Below are 20,969 nucleotides of genomic sequence, written 5' to 3'. Positions count from 1 at the left end.
TTTAGTTTTTAATTCAAGTATGATGAACTAATCCCACATATTCATAATTCATTAAATATATTTTGTCAATGCGGGAATTAAAATGACTAATAAAATACAGATTTTATCTGTAACAGCACTAGGTAATTTAGATGCTTATATTAGAATAGCTAATCTATGGCCAATGTTGTCTATTGAAGAAGAAAAATCATTAACTAAACGTTTACGTTATAACGGTGATTTAGATGCTGCAAAAACTTTAATTCTTTCTCATCTTCGTTTTGTTATTCATATTTCACGTAATTATTCAGGATATGGTTTGCTCCAAGCCGATTTAATACAAGAAGGTAATATAGGTTTGATGAAAGCAGTACGTAGATTTAATCCAGAAATAGGAGTACGTCTCGTTTCTTTTGCGGTACATTGGATTAAATCGGAAATACATGAATATGTATTACGTAATTGGCGAATTGTAAAAGTAGCAACGACTAAGTCTCAAAGAAAATTATTTTTTAATTTAAGAAAAAATAAAAAAAGATTAGGCTGGTTTAATGAAGAAGAAATTGAAATAGTTGCTCGAGAATTAGGTGTAAGCAGTGAAGATGTTAGAGAAATGGAATCTAGAATGTCAGCTCAAGATATAACATTTAATCCATTTCCAGAAGAAGATTTAAAAGATGGGAAAATTAATGGTAATACACTCTATTTACAAGATAAAAAATCTAATTTTGCACATGGGTTAGAGCAAGATAATTGGGATAAACATACTACAAGTAAATTAAGCAATGCGTTGTTGAGGCTAGATGAGCGAAGTCGAAACATAATTTGCGCACGTTGGTTAGATAAAAAGAAAAAAAATACTTTGCAAACAATTGCAAATAATTATGGAATTTCTGCTGAACGTGTTCGACAATTAGAAAAAAATGCTATGAAAAAATTGAAAATAGCTATAGAAAATTAACTTTATATTTAATAATAAAAAATTTAAAAAATTAATAATTTGTAACTTTAGATAATCACCTGCATAGAGTATGAGATTAAGTTTTTAAAATTGATAGCTCATACTCTTTTTTAAAAAAAACATAGTTTTATGTTATTGATAATAAAAATTAAAAAAATTTTTATTCTACTGTAACTGATTTTGCAAGATTTCTTGGTTGATCAATGTTTTTTCCCTTACTTAAAGCAATATAGTAAGCAAGCAATTGCAATGGAATTATATATAAAATAGGTGCTATTATTTCTTCTGAATAAGGAATTTTTATAATAGTCATATTTTTCTCTAAATCAATATCTTGATCTGAAAAAACGTAGATTATACCACCTCTTGCACATATTTCTTTAATGTTTTTTTTTGTTTTTTCAAATAATGAATTCTTTGGAGCTGTAATAATAACTGGTATATTTTTATCGATTAATGCAAGAGGACCGTGCTTGAGTTCTCCAGAAGGATAAGCTTCAGCATGAATATAAGAAATTTCTTTTAATTTTAAAGCTCCTTCCATAGCTATAGGATATTGATCTCCTCGTCCAAGAAACAATATATTTTTTTTATTGCATAATTTATTCGCTAGAGTTTTAATTAGAGTGTTTTTTTTTAAAATTTCTTCTATTCTAAATGGTAAAATACTTAATGTTTGCGCAATTTTTTTTTCAATATTATTTTTTTGATTTTTAAATTTTGTAATTTTTGCTACTAACATTAACAAGACTGTTAACTGTGTAGTGAAAGATTTTGTTGAAGCTACTCCTATTTCTATTCCTGCTTTAGTTAATAAATAACAATCAGATTCTTGAACTAAAGATGAACCTTTCATATTACATATAGTTAAACTTCCTAAATAACCTAATTTTTTTGAAATTCTTAGTGCTGCTAGTGTATCTGCTGTTTCACCAGATTGTGATAAGGTAATAAAAACACTTTTTTTTCTAGTTGCTAATTTTCGTGAAGAAAATTCAGAAGCGATTTCAACATCACATGGAATATTAGCAAGTGATTCAAACCAATATCTAGAAACCATTGCAGCGTGGTAAGATGTACCGCATGCTACTATTTGAATATGCTCTGCATTTAAAAAAAAAGTTTTTTCTTTATTTCCTAATTCTGAAAAATCAATTGCATCTTTTTTTAAACGATTATTTAGTGTATTTCGAACTGAAATAGGTTGTTCATATATTTCTTTTTCCATATAATGTTTATATTTTCCTTTATTCACTGGTTTATATTTGACATTAGATGTAATTTCTTTTCTTTTAATTGTAGAACCATTTTTATCGAAAATATTTATTTTTTTACTTTTAATAACAGCAACATCTCCTTCTTCTAAATATATAAAACGTTTTGTGATATTTAACAATGCAATTTGATCTGAAGCTATAAAATTTTCTTCTATACCTAATCCAATAACTAATGGACTTCCAGAACGAACTGCTATTAATCTTGATGAATTATTTCCGTCCATAATCACCATACTATAATTTCCGTGTAATTTTTTTTTGATGCGTTGTATAACTTCTAGAAGTGATTCTCCTGTTTTAGTTTGTTCCCAGTGTAGTAAGTGTGCGACTACTTCTGTATCTGTATCAGAATAAAATATATAACCTTTTTTTTCTAAAAAAATCCGTAATTTTAAATTATTTTCGATTACACCGTTATGAACTACAACAATATGTGAAGATATATGAGGATGTGTGTTTTTTTCTGAAACTGTTCCATGAGTAGCCCATCTAGTATGAGCTAGGCCAATTTTACCAAATAGTTTTTTTTTCTTTACTTTGTTCAAAAGATTATTTACCTTACCTACACACCGTATCCGAATAATATTGTTATTTTCATTTATTACAGCTAATCCTGAAGAGTCGTATCCTCGGTATTCTAATTTTTTAATACCTTCGAGAAGAAAATTAATTATATTGCGTTGTGTTACTGCAGCAACAATACCACACATAGAAATATACCTTTGTAATATTTGTATAAAATAGTTTTTAATAAACAATATAAATTATTTAATTATATTGATTAGTTTTTTTATAATTTTTTGGGACGTATCCAGTTTTTTTTTTGTTTTTGTTCTTTACTATTGTAAACTAAACACGGTGTATTTACGTCTTTAATTAAAGTAGTTCCTGCTGCAATAGTTGTATTTTTTGTAACTTTAATGGGTGCAATTAATTGTGTACTAGCACCTATCAAAACATTATCACCAATAATAGTTTTGAATTTATTTACACCATCGTAATTGCATGTAATACTACCTGCTCCGACGTTAACTTGAGAGCCAATTTCGGCATTTCCGAAATAACTCAGGTGTTTAATTTTAGATTTTTCCTTTACAGTACTATCTTTAATTTCAACAAAATTACCTATATGAATTTGATTATCTAATATAGTGTTAGGTCGTAAATGTGCAAAAGGACCTATAATACATTTTTTTCCTATTTTGACGTTTTCTACAACTGTATATTCTTTAATTTCAGTTTGATTATCAATAAAGCTATTTTTAATCACAGATCCAGCTCCAATTTTGACATTATTTCCTAAAACAATATTTCCTTCTAATATAACACCAGTATCTATTTCTACGTTTTTTCCATGTTTCAATATTCCTCTTAAAATAAAATGATATGGATCTTTTAATGTAACACCTGAAAGAAGTAAATCATTTATTTGTTTTTTTTGGAATATTTTTTCTAAAATAGATAATTGTAGTTTATTATTGACACCTAATATTTCTTGATAATTTAAAGTTTGTACTGTTTTAATGATACTTTTTTCTAAATTAGCAAAATGAATAATATCAGTTGCATAAAATTCTTTTTTAATATTTTTATTATTAATTTTATTTAGCCATCTTTTTAAATCTTTTCCACTTGCTATAAATGTTCCAGAATAGACCTCTTTAATTTTTTTTTCGCGAAAATTTGCATCTAGTTCTTCTATAATTTTAATAACTTTGCCATTTTTTTTTAATACTCGTCCATATCCATTAGGATTTTTAGTATAAGCAGTTAATAAGCTAATTTTAGATTTTTTTTTGGAATTGAATAATTTTTTTATTGACTCAATTGAAATATATGGCATATCTCCATAAAGAACTATTATATCGTCATTATCTGAAAAATTTTTAGATGCTTTTAGTATAGCATCCCCTGTTCCTTTTTGTTCTTTTTGAACGACCCAGTGTATAGAAGTATCATTAATTTTAGATTTTATTTCTTTTTCTTCATTGTTATAAACTAGTATAATTTTTTTAGGTTTAACAGATTTTGCTATATTTATCACATGTTCTAAAATTGTTTTTCCACCTAATATATGTAATACCTTGGGGCAGCTAGATTTCATTCTTGTTCCTTTTCCAGCGGCAAGTATGACTACATTTGTCTCTTTTTTTAACATTTAGGTATCTCTTTTCATTTTTTATAAGAATAAAATTTATATCTAAATTATTTATTTTTATAAGATTCTGAATAACTTTTGTATTTCTTATGATATATTTTCAATATATTAAGTATATATTTTTTTATTAAGGTTTTTTATGTATCGAATTATTGCAGTAGATTTAGATGGTACTTTACTTTCACCACAAAATAAAATAACAAAATATACTGAAAAAATCATAAAATTTTTAATAGAAAAAGGTTTTTATTTTATTTTTGCTTCAGGTCGTCATTATATTGACATAATGGAAATTAGAGATGCTTTGAATATAAAAGTTTTTATGATTACCTCTAATGGAGCTCGAGTTTACGATTTAAATAATGTATTAATTTTTGAAAATAACTTAGATAATGAAATAGCCTTAAAATTATGTAAAATAAAATATTTAGATGCAGATATTATTACTCAAGTATATCGTAATAATCAATGGTATATAAACAATAATAAGATAAATAATAATTTTTGTCCTTCCTTCTCAACATTAAAATATAAATACTTTTGTCCAAAAAAATTTGACTTTAATAAAATTAGTAAAGTGTTTTTTACAAGTCATAATTTTAAAAAATTATATAATCTTGAAAAAGAAATTACTTCTTCTGTAGGTGATCAAGTCAATGTTCATTTTTCTGCATTAGGTTGTTTAGAAGTTGTATCTAGACAAGCTTCTAAAGGATATGGATTAAAGTTAATATCTAGTATTTTAGGAATTTCTTTGAAAGAGTTTATTGCTTTTGGAGATGGAATGAATGATCAAGACATGCTTAGTATTTCTGGAAAAGCATGCATTATGAAAAATGCAGATTCGCGTTTAAAAAAAATATTACCATATGCTGAAGTTATTGGAAGCAATGAAAATGATGGTGTTGCAGCTTTTTTAGATAAAAATTTTATAAATAAAAATGAATCTATTAAATAGTTTTAATTTTTTTTAAAAAACAAGGGTTTAATGCGTCACGAATAAATTTTAAATGAGTACAAGCATGTAAACGTATAGAATTAACGAAATTTTGTATAATTAATTCTTTTTGCTCACCATCACGTATGGCTGCGTATAAACGTTTCCACATTCCATCTCCTAATTTTTTTGTTACTATTAAACCTTGTTTTTCAAAAGTATCTACTACCCAATGTGGTAATGCAGTAATACCCATTTGTGCTGAAACCATTTGAATTAAAAGTAAAGTATTATTTACATTTTTGAAAATTGGCATTATTCCTGCTGGTTGTAAAAAAAATTTCCATATATCTAATCTATCACGTTGAACGGGATATATCATAAGTGTTTCAGTTGTTAAGTCTTCCGGAAGAATATTGTATTTTTTTTGAGCTAATGGATGATTAGGAGATAATACTAAACGCACTTCGAAATCAAACATAGGAACATAGAACAAATTACTTTTTGGTAAAACTTCTGAAGTTAATACAACATCTAATTTTCCTTGTTGAAGAGATGGTTGAGGACTAAAAATCATATCTGAATAAAAATCTATTTTTACTCCTGGCCATTTTTTTTTAAATATTTTTAATGCTGGTGTTAGCCATTGAATACAACTATGACATTCAATTGCTAGTCTGATAGACATCTGATGAGTTTTTTTACAATTTTGTGTTGCTTTGTGAATTTTTGGTAGTATTTCTTTTGATAATTGAAGTAAAATTGCACCTTGTGTTGTAAATTTTATAGGGTTACTTTTCCTAATAAATAATTTGAAACCTAATTTTTTTTCTAATTGATTAAATTGATGAGAAATTGCTGATTGTGTTTGATGCAATTGAATTGCAGCTGCACTTAATGAACCGCTATTTTTTAAAGCTTGTAGTGTTCGAAGATGTTTTATTTCGATCATGAGATTCCTTCATATCGAGAATTAACTATTTGCGCTTGCGAATTTTACTTAATACTAGAATTATAAGATATCTGATTTAAATAAATCAATATATAAAATTTTATTAATTATTAATTTAACTACGAATAGCAAGGAAAAAAAATGACTATTTTAAATCATACTCTTGGATTTCCAAGAATAGGTTTAAATCGTGAACTAAAAAAAGCTCAAGAAGACTATTGGTCTGGTAATCTTCAACTTGAAGACTTTTTATCTGTAGGTTCTAGATTAAGAAGAGAAAATTGGAAAAAACAAAAAGATGCAGGAGTTGATTATATACCAGTTGGAGATTTTTCTTGGTATGACCATGTACTGAGTACTAGTATGATGTTAGGAAATATTCCTGAAAGGCATCTTAATGTTGATAGTAATAGTGGAATTGATTTAGATTGTTTATTTCGAATTGCACGAGGTTTTTCTCCAGATATTTCTGCTTCAGAAATGACTAAATGGTTTAATACTAATTATCATTACATAGTACCAGAATTTAATAAAAATAGAATATTAAAATTTTCGTGGAAACAAATTATAGAAGAAACTGATGAAGCTTTATCGTTGGGATATAAAGTAAAACCTGTAATTTTAGGACCAATTACATATCTTTGGTTAGGAAAAATAAAAGGAGAATATTTTAATCGTTTAGATTTGCTTAAAAATATATTACCAATATATAAACAAGTTTTAAGTGAACTATCAAAACGTAATATTGATTTTGTTCAAATTGATGAGCCTGCTTTAGTTTTAGATCTTCCAGAAAAATGGAAAAAAGCTTATTCTTATGCTTACGAATATTTACATGGAAAAACTAAAATATTATTAACAACATATTTTGATGGTGTTGAACATAATATAGAATATATTCGAAATTTACCTATTTATGGTATTCATATTGATTTGGTTTTTGGAAAATATAATTTATTTGATTTTAATTCTAAATTACCTAAGGAATGGATTTTATCTTTAGGAGTAATTAATGGTCGAAACGTTTGGCGTGCTGATCTTCTAAAATGGTTTAAAACTATTTCTTCTATTTTAAAATTTCGTGAAAAATTGTTAATTGGTTCATCCTGTTCCTTATTGCATTCTCCTATTGATTTAAAAGAAGAAAAAAATCTAGATAAAGAATCTAAACAATGGTTTTCCTTCGCTGTACAAAAATGTACTGAATTATCTTTATTAACTCAAGCATTAAATAAAAACAACACTAATGCAATTGAAAAATGGTGTTCTCCTATTTATGAACGTACTCTTTCTAAAAGAGTGCAAAAAGTTGAAGTTCAAAAACGCTTGTCTAAACTTTTCAATGCTAGTTTTCAACGTTCTAATTCTTATGATGTTCGATCTCAAAAACAGAAAAATAAGTTTAATTTACCTCTTTTACCTACGACGACTATTGGATCTTTTCCTCAAACAATTGAAATAAGAAAACTACGACGCGATTATAAAGAAGGATTAATAAGTGATACTAATTATGAAATAGGTATTAAAAAACATATTAAAGAAGTAATAAAAGTACAAGAAAAATTAGATATAGATGTCTTAGTTCATGGAGAAGCTGAAAGAAATGATATGGTTGAGTATTTTGGTGAAAATTTAGATGGATTTGTGTTTACAGATAATGGATGGGTTCAAAGTTATGGTTCACGTTGCGTTAAACCTCCTATTATTATTGGTGATATTAGTCGTTCAAAGTCAATAACTGTAAAATGGTCTAAATATGCTCAATCTTTAACAAATAAACCAGTAAAAGGAATGTTAACAGGACCGGTAACTATTTTATTTTGGTCTTTTCCTAGAGAAGATATTTCATTAGAGAACATTGCCAAACAAATTGCATTAGCATTGCAAGATGAAGTATTAGATTTAGAAAAAGAAAAAATAGAAATCATTCAAATTGATGAACCTGCTTTACGAGAAGGTTTACCTTTACGTAAAAGTTTGTGGAATGAATATTTATCTTGGGCAGTAGATGCATTTCGTTTAACCTCTTCAGATGTAAAAGATACTACACAAATTCATACGCATATGTGTTATTGTGAATTTAATGATATTATGGATTCTATTGCTTTATTAGATGCTGATGTAATTACAATTGAAACTGCTCGTTCAGATATGGAACTATTAGAATCATTTAAAACATTTAAGTATCCAAATGAAGTTGGTCCTGGAGTTTATGACATTCATTCTTCCAATATACCTAATATTGAATCAATTAATTTTTTGTTAAGTAAAGCTATAGATTATATTCCAGTAGAACGTATTTGGGTAAATCCAGATTGTGGCTTAAAAACTCGCAATTGGAATGAAACATTATTAGCATTAAAAAATATGGTTTATGCTGCAAAAGAAATGAGAGATAAAATTCAAAAAAAATAAGTTAAATAAATTATTTTTTTTATAAAATTCAATTAAATCATCTTTTAGATTATTTTTATTATAGATAAAAATCTAAATGATGATTTAATAAATTTAGTTTTTTTAAATTTATTTATGATATTTGTTATTTAAAATATCTATTAAATTAATAATTTAAAAAAATAAAAAAATGTGTACATTTTTTCTGTTTTTATTAATGTTTAAAGTGTCGTTTATTAGTAAAAATCATACTTATATTATGCTCATTTGCTGATTTAATTACTTCTTTATCTCGAATAGAGCCACCTGGTTGAATAATACAACTGATACCGCATAAAGCAGCATTATCTATTCCATCTCGAAAAGGGAAAAAAGCATCAGACGCCATGGTTGCTCCAATAGTACTATGATAATTTCGGTCTTTTACTTTTAGGTTTGCTAATTTAGTTGCATCGATCCTACTTGTTTGCCCTGCGCCTATTCCAATAGTAGTTTTATTAAAACTGTAGACGATAGCATTTGATTTAACAAATTTAGCTACTTTCCAAGAAAAAATAGCGTCTTCTAATTCCTTTTGAGTAGGTAAGCGATTTGTAACAAAACTAAAATTTTTTATGTTTATTTGACTAAAATCATATTCTTGAACAAGTAATCCATTAGTTATTCGTTTAAAATCTAAACCTTTTTTATTTTTTTCAATTTTTCCACAAACAAGCAAGCGTATATTTTGTTTATTTTGTAGTATTTTTTCAGCCATTTTATCTACTTCAGGGGCAATAATAACTTCAACAAATTGTTTTTTAATGATTTCTTGAGTTGTTTGTAAATCTAAGATAAAATTAAAAGCAATTATTCCTCCAAAAGCTGAAATAGGATCGGCATTATAAGCAGATAAATACGATTTTATAAGAGAATTGCTTTCTGCAACTCCGCAAGGATTTCCGTGTTTGACAATAACACATGTTGGTTTAGAAAATTCTTTTACGCATTCTAACGCTATGTCAGCATCACTTATATTATTATAAGATAGATTTTTACCTTGTAATTGACGTGATGAACTAATTGTTCCCGATTTTAATATTTCTTTTTCTATGTAAAAAGAAGATTTTTGATGTTGATTTTCTCCATATCTTAAGTCTTGTTTTTTTATAAAATTAAATTGAATTTCATTTGGAAAAGAATTGTTTTGATAGTGTTCTTTATCAGAATTTTTTTTTAAAAAATATTTAAAAATTGTTTCTTCATACAGTGAAGTATACTTAAAAGCTTTAGTTGCTAAATCAAATCTTTTTTCTAAACTTATAGTATTATCAATTAATTTAACAACTGATTTAAAATCTGATAAATTTACTATAACTATAACATCTTTATAATTTTTAGCTGCAGCGCGAACAAGTGTTGGACCACCAATATCAATGTTATCAATCACTTCTTCTATAGAACATTCTTTTTTACTTTGTATTTTTTCAAATGGATAAAAATTAACAATTACCATATCTATAGGTATTAAATTGTGTAATTTCATAATGTTATAATCTTTTTCTTTTCTACCTAAAATACCACCCATTATTTTAGGATGTAATGTTTTAAGTCGTCCATCCATTATTTCAGGAAAATTTGTGTAATTTGATATTTCGATAACAGGTATTTTATTTTTTTTTAAAACTTCAGCTGTTCCTCCTGTAGAAAATAAATTAATTTTTTTTTCTGAAAGTATTTTTGATATTTCTACAAGATTTGTTTTATCTGATAAACTAATTAAAGCATTTTTTATAATTTTATTTAATGACATGATTTATTTTCTTTTTATAAAAATACTGACTGTGAATTAGTATAAATTTAAATATTGTTAATATGTAAAAATTTTTATTTTTCAATATGTCTGATTATTAGGGGCGTTACGCCCCTTGTTTTTATATTCTAATCGTACAAATTATTTAATTGCATTTTTTAATGTTTTTCCAGATATAAAACTTGGTACTTTTGTTGCAGGAATAATAATTTCTTTTCCTGTTTGCGGGTTCCTTCCTGTTCTAGATGCTCTTAAATTTACTTTGAAAGTACCAAAACCTACTATTTGTACTGATTCGCCTTTTTTTAAAGATTCAATAATAGCTGATAATATTGTTTCTAAAGTAGATTTAACCTGTATTTTAGATAAATTAGATTGCTTAGAAATAATGTTAATTAACTGAGTTTTATTCATTATTTTCCCTTTTTTACTTAAAAAGTATTAATTAATTTAAATATTATTTTTATAAATTTAAATAAAAACAATTTATTTTTTGAATTTAAAATAAATTATTTTTTAATACAAATTTTTGTATATCTTATAAATAAGATAATAAATCTATTTAATTCAATTTTTTTTAAAATAGTTAATTAATATTACATTTGTAAAAAATTGATTGAAAATAAAAAAAGATTTAATTATTGAAATTAAAATATATAATATATCTGAAAAGAAGTAAAAAGATAGTATAAATAAAGCATATACCCGTGTTTTTAGGATAATCTATTTATTAGATTGTTTTTGATAAAATTTATCGAATTATTAGTTTTTAATATAAATAATTAATTTTTTTTGAATCTTCTATTAAATTAATTTTGTAGTTTTCAAAAATTTTTAGCATTATAAAAATACTATTTTTTTATATCTTGGCTGCTTTTAAGAGCAGCCATAATATAATTATTTTAAAATTATTTATGTATGATCATGTTGTATAAGAGTGGAATTTAATAATTCTGATAAACTGGCAGATGCTTCTTCTGCACTTACTTGAGAAGAGGAACTATTATTTGGTGTTATTTGATTGGTATTTATTGTATGACGACGATTTAAACGTTCTTTATGATATGCATATCCAGTACCTGCAGGTATTAAACGCCCGACAATAACATTTTCTTTTAATCCTCGTAATTCATCTTTTTTTCCTGCAACTGCAGATTCTGTTAAAACTCTAGTGGTTTCTTGAAAGGAAGCAGCAGATATAAACGATTCAGTTGCCAGAGATGCTTTAGTAATTCCTAATAAATCTCTTGAAAAAGTAGCTGGTATCTTGTTTTGGGTATTTAAAATACGATTTGAAATTTTTATTCGAGAAAATTCTACTTGTTCTCCATCTAAAAACTCTGAATTTCCTGATTTAACTATAGTAGCTTTTCGAAGCATTTGTCTAACTATGACTTCAATGTGTTTATCGTTTATTTTTACACCTTGCAAGCGGTATACTTCTTGAACTTCATTTACGATATATTTAGTTACAGCTTGTACTCCTCTTAAACGAAGAATATCGTGCGGAGATTCGGGTCCATCTGATATAACATCACCTCTTTCTACTCTTTCTCCTTCAAAAACATTTAATTGTCTCCATTTTGGAATCATTTCTTCGTATGCATCACTTCCGTCTACTGGTGTAATAATTAGTCTTCTTTTACCCTTTGTTTCTTTTCCAAAAGATATAATTCCACTTATTTCAGCTAAAATAGCTAATTCTTTTGGACGTCTAGCTTCAAATAAATCTGCAACCCTTGGTAATCCACCAGTTATATCTTTAGTTCCTCCTGATTCTTGTGGTACTCTCGCTAAAGTGTCACCAGAACTAATTTGTACTCCATCATTCAATTGCACTATTGCTTTCCCAGGTAAAAAATACTGCGCTGGCATTTCTGTTCCTGAAATTAGAACATCATTTCCATAACAATCAACGATTTTTAATGAAGGTCTTAAGTCTTTCCCAATTGTCATTCTTTCAGCTGGATCTAGTACAACTATAGAAGATAGTCCGGTTAGTTCATCAGCTTGTCTTGTAATGCTTTGACCATCTATCATATCTACAAATCGAACAAATCCGTTAACTTCAGTAATAACAGGTATAGTATGCGGATCCCATTTTGCTACTGTTTCTCCTGAATTAACTTCTTCACCGTGTCCTTTAGCCAGAATGGCCCCATAAGGAACTTTATAACTTTCTTTAGTTCTTCTAAAATTATCAATTATATTAAGTTCTACATTTCTCGAAGTTATAACTATTTTACCTGAAGAATTAGTAACAGATTTCGCATTGTTAAGATTAATAATACCTTTGTTTTTAATTTGAATACTAGATTCAGTAGCAGCTCTTGACGCTGCACCACCAATATGGAAAGTTCTCATCGTTAATTGTGTCCCTGGTTCTCCTATAGATTGTGCAGCTATAACTCCTATTGCTTCTCCTTTATTAACCAAGTTACCTCTTGCCAAATCACGGCCATAACAGTAAGCACAAACCCCAAAATCAGTTTCACAATTTACTACTGATCTTACTTTTACATTATCTATAGAATTTTTTTCTAAAAGATTACACCATTGCTCGTTTAATAAAGTATTTCTTTCAATTAATGTATTTTCCGTATTGGGAATTAATATTTTTTCTGCAGTAACACGCCCTAAAACACGTTCACGTAATGGTTCTTTTACATCTCCTCCTTCTATTAAAGGAGTCATTAAAATTCCTTTATGTGTACCACAATCATTTTGCGTTACAACTAAATCTTGTGCAACGTCTACTAAACGACGTGTTAAATAGCCAGAATTAGCTGTTTTTAATGCTGTGTCAGCTAAACCTTTTCTAGCTCCATGAGTAGAAATAAAATATTGTAATACATTTAAACCTTCTCTAAAATTAGCCGTTATAGGTGTTTCAATGATTGATCCATCGGGTTTTGCCATCAATCCTCGCATTCCTGCTAATTGACGAATTTGCGCTGCAGATCCTCGAGCTCCCGAATCAGCCATCATAAATATACTATTAAAAGAGATTTGTTTCTGTTCTTCACCTTTTTTATTAAACACAGATTCTGTAGATAAATTTTCCATCATTGCTTTAGCTACTCTTTCATTAGCTGCTGCCCAAATGTCAATAACTTTATTATATCTTTCACCAGCTGTAACTAATCCTGATTGAAATTGTTCTTGTATTTCAGCTACTTCTATTTCTGCTTCATGAATAATATTTGATTTTTTTACAGGTATAACCATGTCATCAATGCCGACTGAAGCTCCAGATCTCGCTGCATAAGCAAAACCTGTATACATAATCTGATCTGCAAAAGAAACAGTAGGTTTTAAACCTAGAATACGATAACAAGTATTCAACATTTTAGAAATATCTTTTTTTCCTAAGGTTTGATTAACTATACTAAATGGAAGTCCTTTTGGAACAATCATCCATAAAATAGATCGTCCTATGGTAGTATTTATTATTTTTTTTATGGGAGTAAAACTTTGATCTTTATTTTTTTTATATTCTATTATGCGCACCTTTACTAACGAATGCAGCTCTGCAATTCCTAAACGATATACTTTTTCTGCTTCATTAGAACCATTTAACACCATTCCTTCTCCCTTCCCGTTTATTTTTTCACGAGTCATGTAATAAAGTCCTAAGACTACATCTTGAGATGGTACGATAATTGGTTCTCCGTTCGCCGGGGAAAGTATATTGTTTGTAGACATCATTAAAGCTCTAGCTTCTAATTGAGCTTCTAGAGTTAAAGGAACATGAACAGCCATCTGATCTCCATCGAAATCAGCATTATAAGCAGCACATACTAACGGATGTAATTGAATAGCTTTTCCTTCTATTAAAACAGGTTCAAATGCTTGTATTCCTAATCTGTGTAACGTAGGAGCACGATTCAAAAGCACAGGATGTTCTCGAATAACTTCATCTAGTATATCCCATACTATTGCTTCTTCTCTTTCAACCATTTTTTTTGCAGCTTTGATAGTAGTTGCCAATCCTCGAACTTCTAATTTTCCATATATAAATGGTTTAAAAAGTTCTAATGCCATTTTTTTAGGTAAACCACATTGATGTAAACGAAGATAAGGTCCTACCGTAATAACAGATCGTCCTGAATAATCAACACGTTTTCCAAGAAGATTTTGTCGAAATCTACCTTGTTTCCCTTTAATCATATCTGCTAATGATTTAAGTGGTCTTTTATTTGAACCTGTAATTGCTCTTCCTCTTCTACCATTATCTAATAATGCATCTATTGCTTCTTGTAACATTCTTTTTTCATTTCGAACAATTATATCGGGTGCAGCTAAATCTAATAATCTTTTTAATCTATTGTTTCTATTAATGACTCGACGATATAAATCATTTAAGTCAGATGTTGCAAATCTTCCTCCATCTAACGGTACTAATGGTCTTAAATCTGGTGGCAAAACTGGTAAAACAGTTAGAATCATCCATTCAGGTTTATTATGAGATTGTATAAAAGATTCTAATAATTTAATTCTTTTAGTTAATTTTTTTCTCTTTGTTTCAGAGTTAGTATCGTTTAGCTCTATTCTCAAGTTTTCACATTCTTTCACTAAATTTATATCTTTTAGTAAATATTGAATCGCTTCTGCGCCCATTGTTGCCTGAAATTCGTCTCCGAATTCTTCTAACGCATCTAGATATTGTTCTTCAGTTAATATTTGACGTTTTTCAAGATTTGTCATACCTGTTTCGACAACAACATACGATTCAAAATAGAGTACTCTTTCAATATCTCTTAAAGGCATATCTAATAATAAACCGATACGTGATGGTAATGATTTTAAAAACCAAATATGAGCTGTAGGAGAAGAAAGTTCTATATGACCCATTCGTTCACGTCTAACTTTACTTTGTGTAACTTCAACACCGCATTTTTCACAAATTACACCTCGATGTTTTAATCTTTTGTATTTTCCGCATAAACATTCATAATCTTTTACTGGACCAAAAATACGAGCACAAAATAGGCCATCTCGTTCAGGTTTAAATGTACGATAATTAATAGTTTCTGGTTTTTTAACTTCACCAAATGACCAAGATCTAATCATATCAGGTGATGCTAGCGAAATTTTAATAGCATCAAAATCCTCAGTTTTAGTTTGGGCTTTTAAAAATTTTAGTAAATCTTTCACGCATGAGCTCTCGTTGGAGTGAAACTTTTGAAGGTGATAAATCTATAATTTTTTATTGTATATTACTTTAAATTTTATTCATTTTCTAATTCAATATTAATACCTAATGAACGAATTTCTTTTAGCAATACGTTAAATGATTCTGGCATTCCTGGCTCCATTTGATGATTACCATCGACAATATTTTTATACATTTTAGTTCTTCCGTTAACATCGTCGGATTTTACAGTTAACATTTCTTGTAGTGTGTAAGAAGCTCCATATGCTTCTAAAGCCCAAACTTCCATTTCACCAAAACGTTGGCCACCAAATTGAGCTTTTCCTCCTAGTGGTTGTTGAGTAACTAGACTATAAGAACCAGTAGAACGAGCGTGCATTTTATCATCTACTAAGTGATTTAATTTCAGCATATACATGTAACCAACAGTAACAGGTCTTTCAAATTTTTCTCCAGTTCTTCCATCAAAAAGTGAGATTTGTCCAGAAGTAGGTAAATTAGAAAATTTTAACATTTGTTTAATTTCATTTTCTTGTGCTCCATCAAATACTGGAGTTGAAATAGGCATTCCTTTTTTTAAATTTTTTGCCAAATCTAATACTTCTTCATTTGAAAAATTGTCTAAGTTAACTTTTTGTCTCAGATTTTCTCCTAAATCAAAAGCTTTTTGAATAAATTTTCTTAAATTAGACACTTTTTCTTGCTTTTTGAGCATATTGTTTATTTTATCACCTATTCCTTTTGCAGCCATTCCTAAATGGGTTTCTAATATTTGTCCGATATTCATACGAGATGGAACCCCTAAAGGGTTTAAAACGATATCTACTGGTATACCATTTTCATCATATGGCATATCTTCAACAGGATTAATTTTTGAAATTACCCCTTTGTTTCCATGTCGTCCTGCCATTTTATCACCAGGTTGTATTTGACGTTTTACAGCTAAATATACTTTTACTATTTTTAGTACTCCTGGTGAAAGATCATCTCCTTGTGTAATTTTACGACGTTTGTTTTCTATCTTTTTTTCAAATTCTTTTTTTAGTTTATTGTGTTGGTATACAAGTTTTTCTATTTCTTTTTTTTTATTTTGATCTTTAATATCTATTTTTAACCATTTTTCATAGGGTAATTTATTTAAATAATTTTCTTCAATATTAAAAGAAATAAGAGTCTTTTTAATTCTTGAAAATAAGCTTAGTTCAAATATTTTAAATTCTTCTGTTAGATCTTTTTTTGCTTTTTTAAGTTGCATATTTTCAATTTCTAGAGCTCTTTTATCTTTTTTTACACCATCTCTAGTAAAAACTTGTACATCAATGACTGTTCCTGCTACTCCATTAGGAACTCGTAGTGAAGAATCTTTTACATCTGAAGCTTTTTCTCCAAAAATTGCACGCAATAGTTTTTCTTCTGGTGTCAGTTGTGTTTCTCCTTTAGGAGTTACTTTTCCTACCAGTATATCTCCTCCAGTAACTTCTGCGCCGATATAAACTATTCCTGATTCATCTAATTTAGATAGTGCTGCTTCTCCTACATTTGGTATATCAGAACTAATTTCTTCTGGCCCTAATTTAGTATCTCTAGATATGCAGGATAGTTCTTGAATATGAATTGTTGTAAATCGATCTTCTTGAACAACTTTCTCTGAGACTAATATAGAATCTTCAAAGTTGTATCCATTCCATGGCATAAAAGCAACTCGCATATTTTGTCCTAATGCTAATTCTCCTAAATCCGTTGATGGTCCGTCTGCTAAAACATCACCTTTATTAATTTTTTCTCTTAATTTTACGCATGGTTTTTGATTAATACAGGTGTTTTGATTAGAACGAGTATATTTAGTTAAATTATAAATATCTATTCCGGCTTCTCCTATATACGTTTCTTTTTCATTTACTTTAATAATTATACGAGAAGCATCTACATATTGAATAATACCTCCTCTTTTTGCTACTACTGTAACTCCTGAGTCAACTGCGACTGCTCTTTCCATTCCAGTTCCTATTAAAGGTTTATCAGTTTTTAGGGTAGGAACTGCTTGACGTTGCATATTGGCACCCATTAATGCTCTATTTGCATCATCGTGTTCAAGAAAAGGAATTAAAGAAGCCCCAACAGATACAATTTGCTGAGTAGATACATCCATATAATCAACTTGATTACAGTTAAATAAACTAGACTCTCCTTTATGTCTACAAGTGACTAAATCATCAATAAAATAATTGTTTTTATCTATATTAGTGTTCGCTTGTGCAATAACATAATTGCCTTCTTCTATTGCCGATAAATAATGAATTTCATCAGTAATTAAACGATTTTGTACTTTTCGATACGGTGTTTCTAAGAAACCATACGAGTTTGTTCTAGCATATACTGATAAAGAATTTATTAATCCAATGTTTGGTCCTTCTGGTGTTTCTATAGGACATACTCGTCCATAATGAGTTGGATGAACGTCTCTAACTTCAAATCCTGCTCTTTCCCTAGTTAATCCACCAAGTCCTAATGCTGAAATTCTTCTTTTATGTGTAATTTCTGATAATGGGTTGTTTTGATCCATAAACTGGGATAATTGACTGGATCCAAAAAATTCTTTAACAGCAGCAGATATTGGTTTTGCATTAATCATATCTTGTGGCATTAGAGTATCTAAATCGCCTACAGATAATCTTTCTTTAACCGCTCTTTCTACTCTTACTAAACCGATTCTAAATTGATTTTCTGCCATTTCTCCTACTGATCTAATTCGTCTATTACCTAAGTGATCAATATCGTCTACTTCTCCTTTTCCATTTCGAATATCAATTAGTTTTTTTATTACATCTATAATATCTTCTTTATTTAAAGTACCTTTTTCTTCAATTTTTTTGCGAAGTAGAGATCGATTAAATTTCATTCGGCCTACTGAAGAAAGATCGTATCTATCTTCTGAAAAAAATAAATTCTCAAATAAATTTTCTGTTGCTTCTTTTGTCAGTGGTTCTCCAGGTCTCATAACTCTATAAATTTCCATTAATGCACTCATTCGATCGTTAGAGGAATCAATGCGTAGTGTTTCAGAAATATAAGGACCATGATCTAGATCGTTAGTAAAAAGTGTTTCAATAGAAGAGAAATTAGAGTTTTTTAATTTAGTTAATGTTTCCAGAGACAATTCTGTATTAGCTAAAATAATTATTTCACCTGTTTTAGGATCTAAATAATTTTTAGATACTATTCTTCCTAAAATGTATTCTACTGGAACAGTAATAGACTTTATTTTATTTTTTTTTAATTCTTGAATATGTCTTGCAGTAATACGACGACCTTTTTTTACATATATTTTTCCATTTTTTTTAATATCAAAAGATGCGGTTTCGCCGCGTAGTCTTTCTGAAACTAGTTCGAGTTGAATTTTATTATTATTTATATTAAAAATATTTTTTTCAAAAAATAAATCTAATATTTCTTCTGTATTGTAGTCAAGTGCTCGTAAAATAATAGTTACTGGTAGTTTTCTTCGTCTATCAATTCTTACAAATAAATTATCTTTTGGATCAAATTCAAAATCTAACCAAGATCCTCGATAAGGAATGATACGTGCGTTGTATAAAACTTTTCCTGAAGAGTGTGTTTTTCCTTTATCACTATCAAAAAAAACCCCAGGACTGCGATGTAATTGAGATACAACTACTCTTTCTGTACCATTAATTATAAAAGTTCCATTATTAGTCATTAATGGTATTTCACCCATGTATACTTCTTGTTCTTTAATATCTTTAACAGTAGGTTCTAGAACATCACGTTCATAAATGACAAGACGTAACCTTACTCTTAAAGGAGCTGAATAAGTAGCACCTCGTATTTGACATTCCTTGACATCAAATATTGCGTCACCTAAACGATAACCTACATATTGAAGTTCAGAATTTCCATTATATCCACATATAGGAAATACAGAACGAAAAGCTGCTTCTAAGCCATGTTGACCCTGTGGATCTATTTTTATAAATTTTTTAAAAGAGTCGAGTTGAATCGAAAGAAGATATGGTATATCCAAAACTTGAGGACGTTTTCCAAAATCTTTACGAATTCTTTTTTTTTCGGTATAAGAGTAAACCATGGGGTTCCTAAGCTCGCTGACAGATAAATTAAGACTAAAATTGTCTTTCTGTCTGAAGGAGAGACAGTTTTTATTTTTAATAGATTTTTTTTGCAATTTTTTAAAAATTATGCAAATACTATTGATATCAAAACGGCTGGTGAGTTAAAAACACCAGCCATATATGAAGGTTTACTAAATAAAAATATATGATATATTTATTTAATTTCGATTTCAGCTCCAGCATTTTCCAAAGTTTTTTTAAGAGATTCTGCGTCATTTTTACTCATGTTTTCTTTTAATACTATTGGCGCGGATTCTACTAAATCTTTAGCTTCTTTTAGTCCTAAACCAGTTGCACTGCGAACACTTTTTATTACTGATACTTTATTGGGACCAATAGATTTTAGAAAAATATCGAATTCTGTTTTTTCTTCAACTATACTTTTTTCATTATTGTTATTAGAATTCATAGACATGTTTGCAGAAACTCCAAACTTTTTTTCCATTGCGGAGATAAGTTCTACAACGTTCATAACAGACATTTCTGATACAGCTTCTAAAATTTGTTCTTTAGTAATAGACATAGCAATCATTCCTAATGACAATTAGAATTATTTTAGATGTTTTGTAATACATCAAAAATAATAACCTCTTTTTAAGAGGTTTCTTTTTTCTCTTTTATAGCAGATAATGTATAAATGAGTTTACCGGCAATCGATATTTTTAGTATTAGTAAAAGTTTTCCTATTGCTTCTTCATAAGTAGGCATATCTGCAAGTTGATTGATTTCTAATTCAGATAATAATTTACCTTCAAAAGCTGCTCCTGTAATTTTAAATTGTTTATTTTTTTTTTCAAATTCTTTAAATAATCTTGCACCGCTGCCTGGATGTTTTGTAGAATAGGCAATGAAAGTAGAACCTTTTAATTTTTTTTTTAAACATTCAAAATTAGTATTTTTAATAGCTAAAGATAAAAGAGTATTTCGAACAATACTCATTTCAACGCCAACTTCACGGCCGGATTTTCGAAGTTGATTGATTTTGTTGACAGATATACCTTGAGAATTGGCGATTATTGCTGACAATGCTAAATTAGAAATTTGATTTATTTTAGAAACAATTGTTTTTTTTTTACTAAGATTTAAAGCCATTTATCGTATTCTCCTGTAATTTGATGGAGAGAAAAGATTTTTAGTTAATTATTAAAAATTTTTTAGCATTATCGTATAGTACGATTTTAAAAATTTATTGAATAATAATATTGAAATTTAGATG

Annotated in this window: 12 protein-coding genes; 3 read left to right on the top strand and 9 right to left on the bottom strand. The window is 28.1% G+C overall.

Annotated elements, in window-relative coordinates; genetic code table 11:
- The first annotated feature begins 82 nt into the window (after window positions 1-82).
- A complete protein-coding gene (gene rpoH / locus D8S97_RS00535; protein WP_158360979.1) occupies window positions 83-940 on the top strand; it encodes an RNA polymerase sigma factor RpoH in 858 nt (285 codons plus the stop codon).
- A gap of 160 nt (window positions 941-1,100) precedes the next feature.
- Here rpoH and glmS read toward each other — a convergent pair whose 3' ends face one another.
- On the bottom strand, window positions 1,101-2,927 hold the full coding sequence (gene glmS, locus D8S97_RS00530; RefSeq protein ID WP_158360978.1) for a glutamine--fructose-6-phosphate transaminase (isomerizing): 1,827 nt from the start codon (window positions 2,925-2,927) through the stop codon (window positions 1,101-1,103).
- A gap of 80 nt (window positions 2,928-3,007) precedes the next feature.
- The gene (gene glmU, locus D8S97_RS00525) at window positions 3,008-4,375 is read right to left on the bottom strand and encodes a bifunctional UDP-N-acetylglucosamine diphosphorylase/glucosamine-1-phosphate N-acetyltransferase GlmU (RefSeq protein WP_158360977.1); all 1,368 of its coding nucleotides are present in this window, start codon (window positions 4,373-4,375) and stop codon (window positions 3,008-3,010) included.
- Window positions 4,376-4,514: 139 nt separating this feature from the next.
- Here glmU and D8S97_RS00520 point away from each other — a divergent pair, with 139 nt between their 5' ends.
- Window positions 4,515-5,333 carry a Cof-type HAD-IIB family hydrolase gene (locus tag D8S97_RS00520; RefSeq protein WP_158360976.1) on the top strand — a complete coding sequence of 273 codons (819 nt, stop codon included), beginning with the start codon at window positions 4,515-4,517 and terminating at the stop codon, window positions 5,331-5,333.
- Here the strand turns inward: D8S97_RS00520 and metR are convergent.
- Entirely contained in the window at window positions 5,326-6,264 is a 939-nt protein-coding gene (metR, locus tag D8S97_RS00515; RefSeq protein WP_158360975.1) for an HTH-type transcriptional regulator MetR, read from the bottom strand. The two genes, D8S97_RS00520 and metR, sit on opposite strands and share 8 nt — an antisense overlap.
- A gap of 141 nt (window positions 6,265-6,405) precedes the next feature.
- Between metR and metE the strand changes: the two genes are divergently transcribed.
- Entirely contained in the window at window positions 6,406-8,679 is a 2,274-nt protein-coding gene (gene metE / locus D8S97_RS00510; RefSeq protein WP_158360974.1) for a 5-methyltetrahydropteroyltriglutamate--homocysteine S-methyltransferase, read from the top strand.
- Between the two features lie 193 nt (window positions 8,680-8,872).
- Here the strand turns inward: metE and purH are convergent, their stop codons facing one another.
- The 6 genes from purH to rplJ all read right to left on the bottom strand — a co-directional run bounded on the left by purH (window position 8,873) and on the right by rplJ (window position 20,845).
- Window positions 8,873-10,450, bottom strand: a complete 1,578-nt coding sequence (purH, locus tag D8S97_RS00505) for a bifunctional phosphoribosylaminoimidazolecarboxamide formyltransferase/IMP cyclohydrolase (protein ID WP_158360973.1) — start codon at window positions 10,448-10,450, stop codon at window positions 8,873-8,875.
- A gap of 141 nt (window positions 10,451-10,591) precedes the next feature.
- Window positions 10,592-10,864, bottom strand: a complete 273-nt coding sequence (locus tag D8S97_RS00500) for an HU family DNA-binding protein (protein ID WP_158360972.1) — start codon at window positions 10,862-10,864, stop codon at window positions 10,592-10,594.
- Window positions 10,865-11,362: 498 nt separating this feature from the next.
- Window positions 11,363-15,607: a DNA-directed RNA polymerase subunit beta' gene (gene rpoC / locus D8S97_RS00495; protein ID WP_158360971.1), complete on the bottom strand. Its 4,245-nt coding sequence runs from the start codon at window positions 15,605-15,607 to the stop codon at window positions 11,363-11,365.
- Window positions 15,608-15,681: 74 nt separating this feature from the next.
- On the bottom strand, window positions 15,682-19,710 hold the full coding sequence (rpoB, locus tag D8S97_RS00490; RefSeq protein WP_158360970.1) for a DNA-directed RNA polymerase subunit beta: 4,029 nt from the start codon (window positions 19,708-19,710) through the stop codon (window positions 15,682-15,684).
- 197 nt (window positions 19,711-19,907) lie between these two features.
- Window positions 19,908-20,276, bottom strand: coding sequence for a 50S ribosomal protein L7/L12 (gene rplL, locus D8S97_RS00485; protein ID WP_158360969.1), 369 nt, complete (start codon window positions 20,274-20,276; stop codon window positions 19,908-19,910).
- A 71-nt stretch (window positions 20,277-20,347) separates the two neighbouring features.
- Entirely contained in the window at window positions 20,348-20,845 is a 498-nt protein-coding gene (gene rplJ / locus D8S97_RS00480) for a 50S ribosomal protein L10 (protein WP_158360968.1), read from the bottom strand.
- Window positions 20,846-20,969 lie beyond the last annotated feature (124 nt).

Origin of the sequence: Buchnera aphidicola (Rhopalosiphum maidis) (assembly GCF_003671935.1) — a bacterium.
Classification (GTDB): domain Bacteria; phylum Pseudomonadota; class Gammaproteobacteria; order Enterobacterales; family Enterobacteriaceae; genus Buchnera; species Buchnera aphidicola_AL.
The sequence above is the reverse complement of the archived record's forward strand: the minus strand, read 5'-3'. Positions and strand labels throughout refer to the sequence as shown.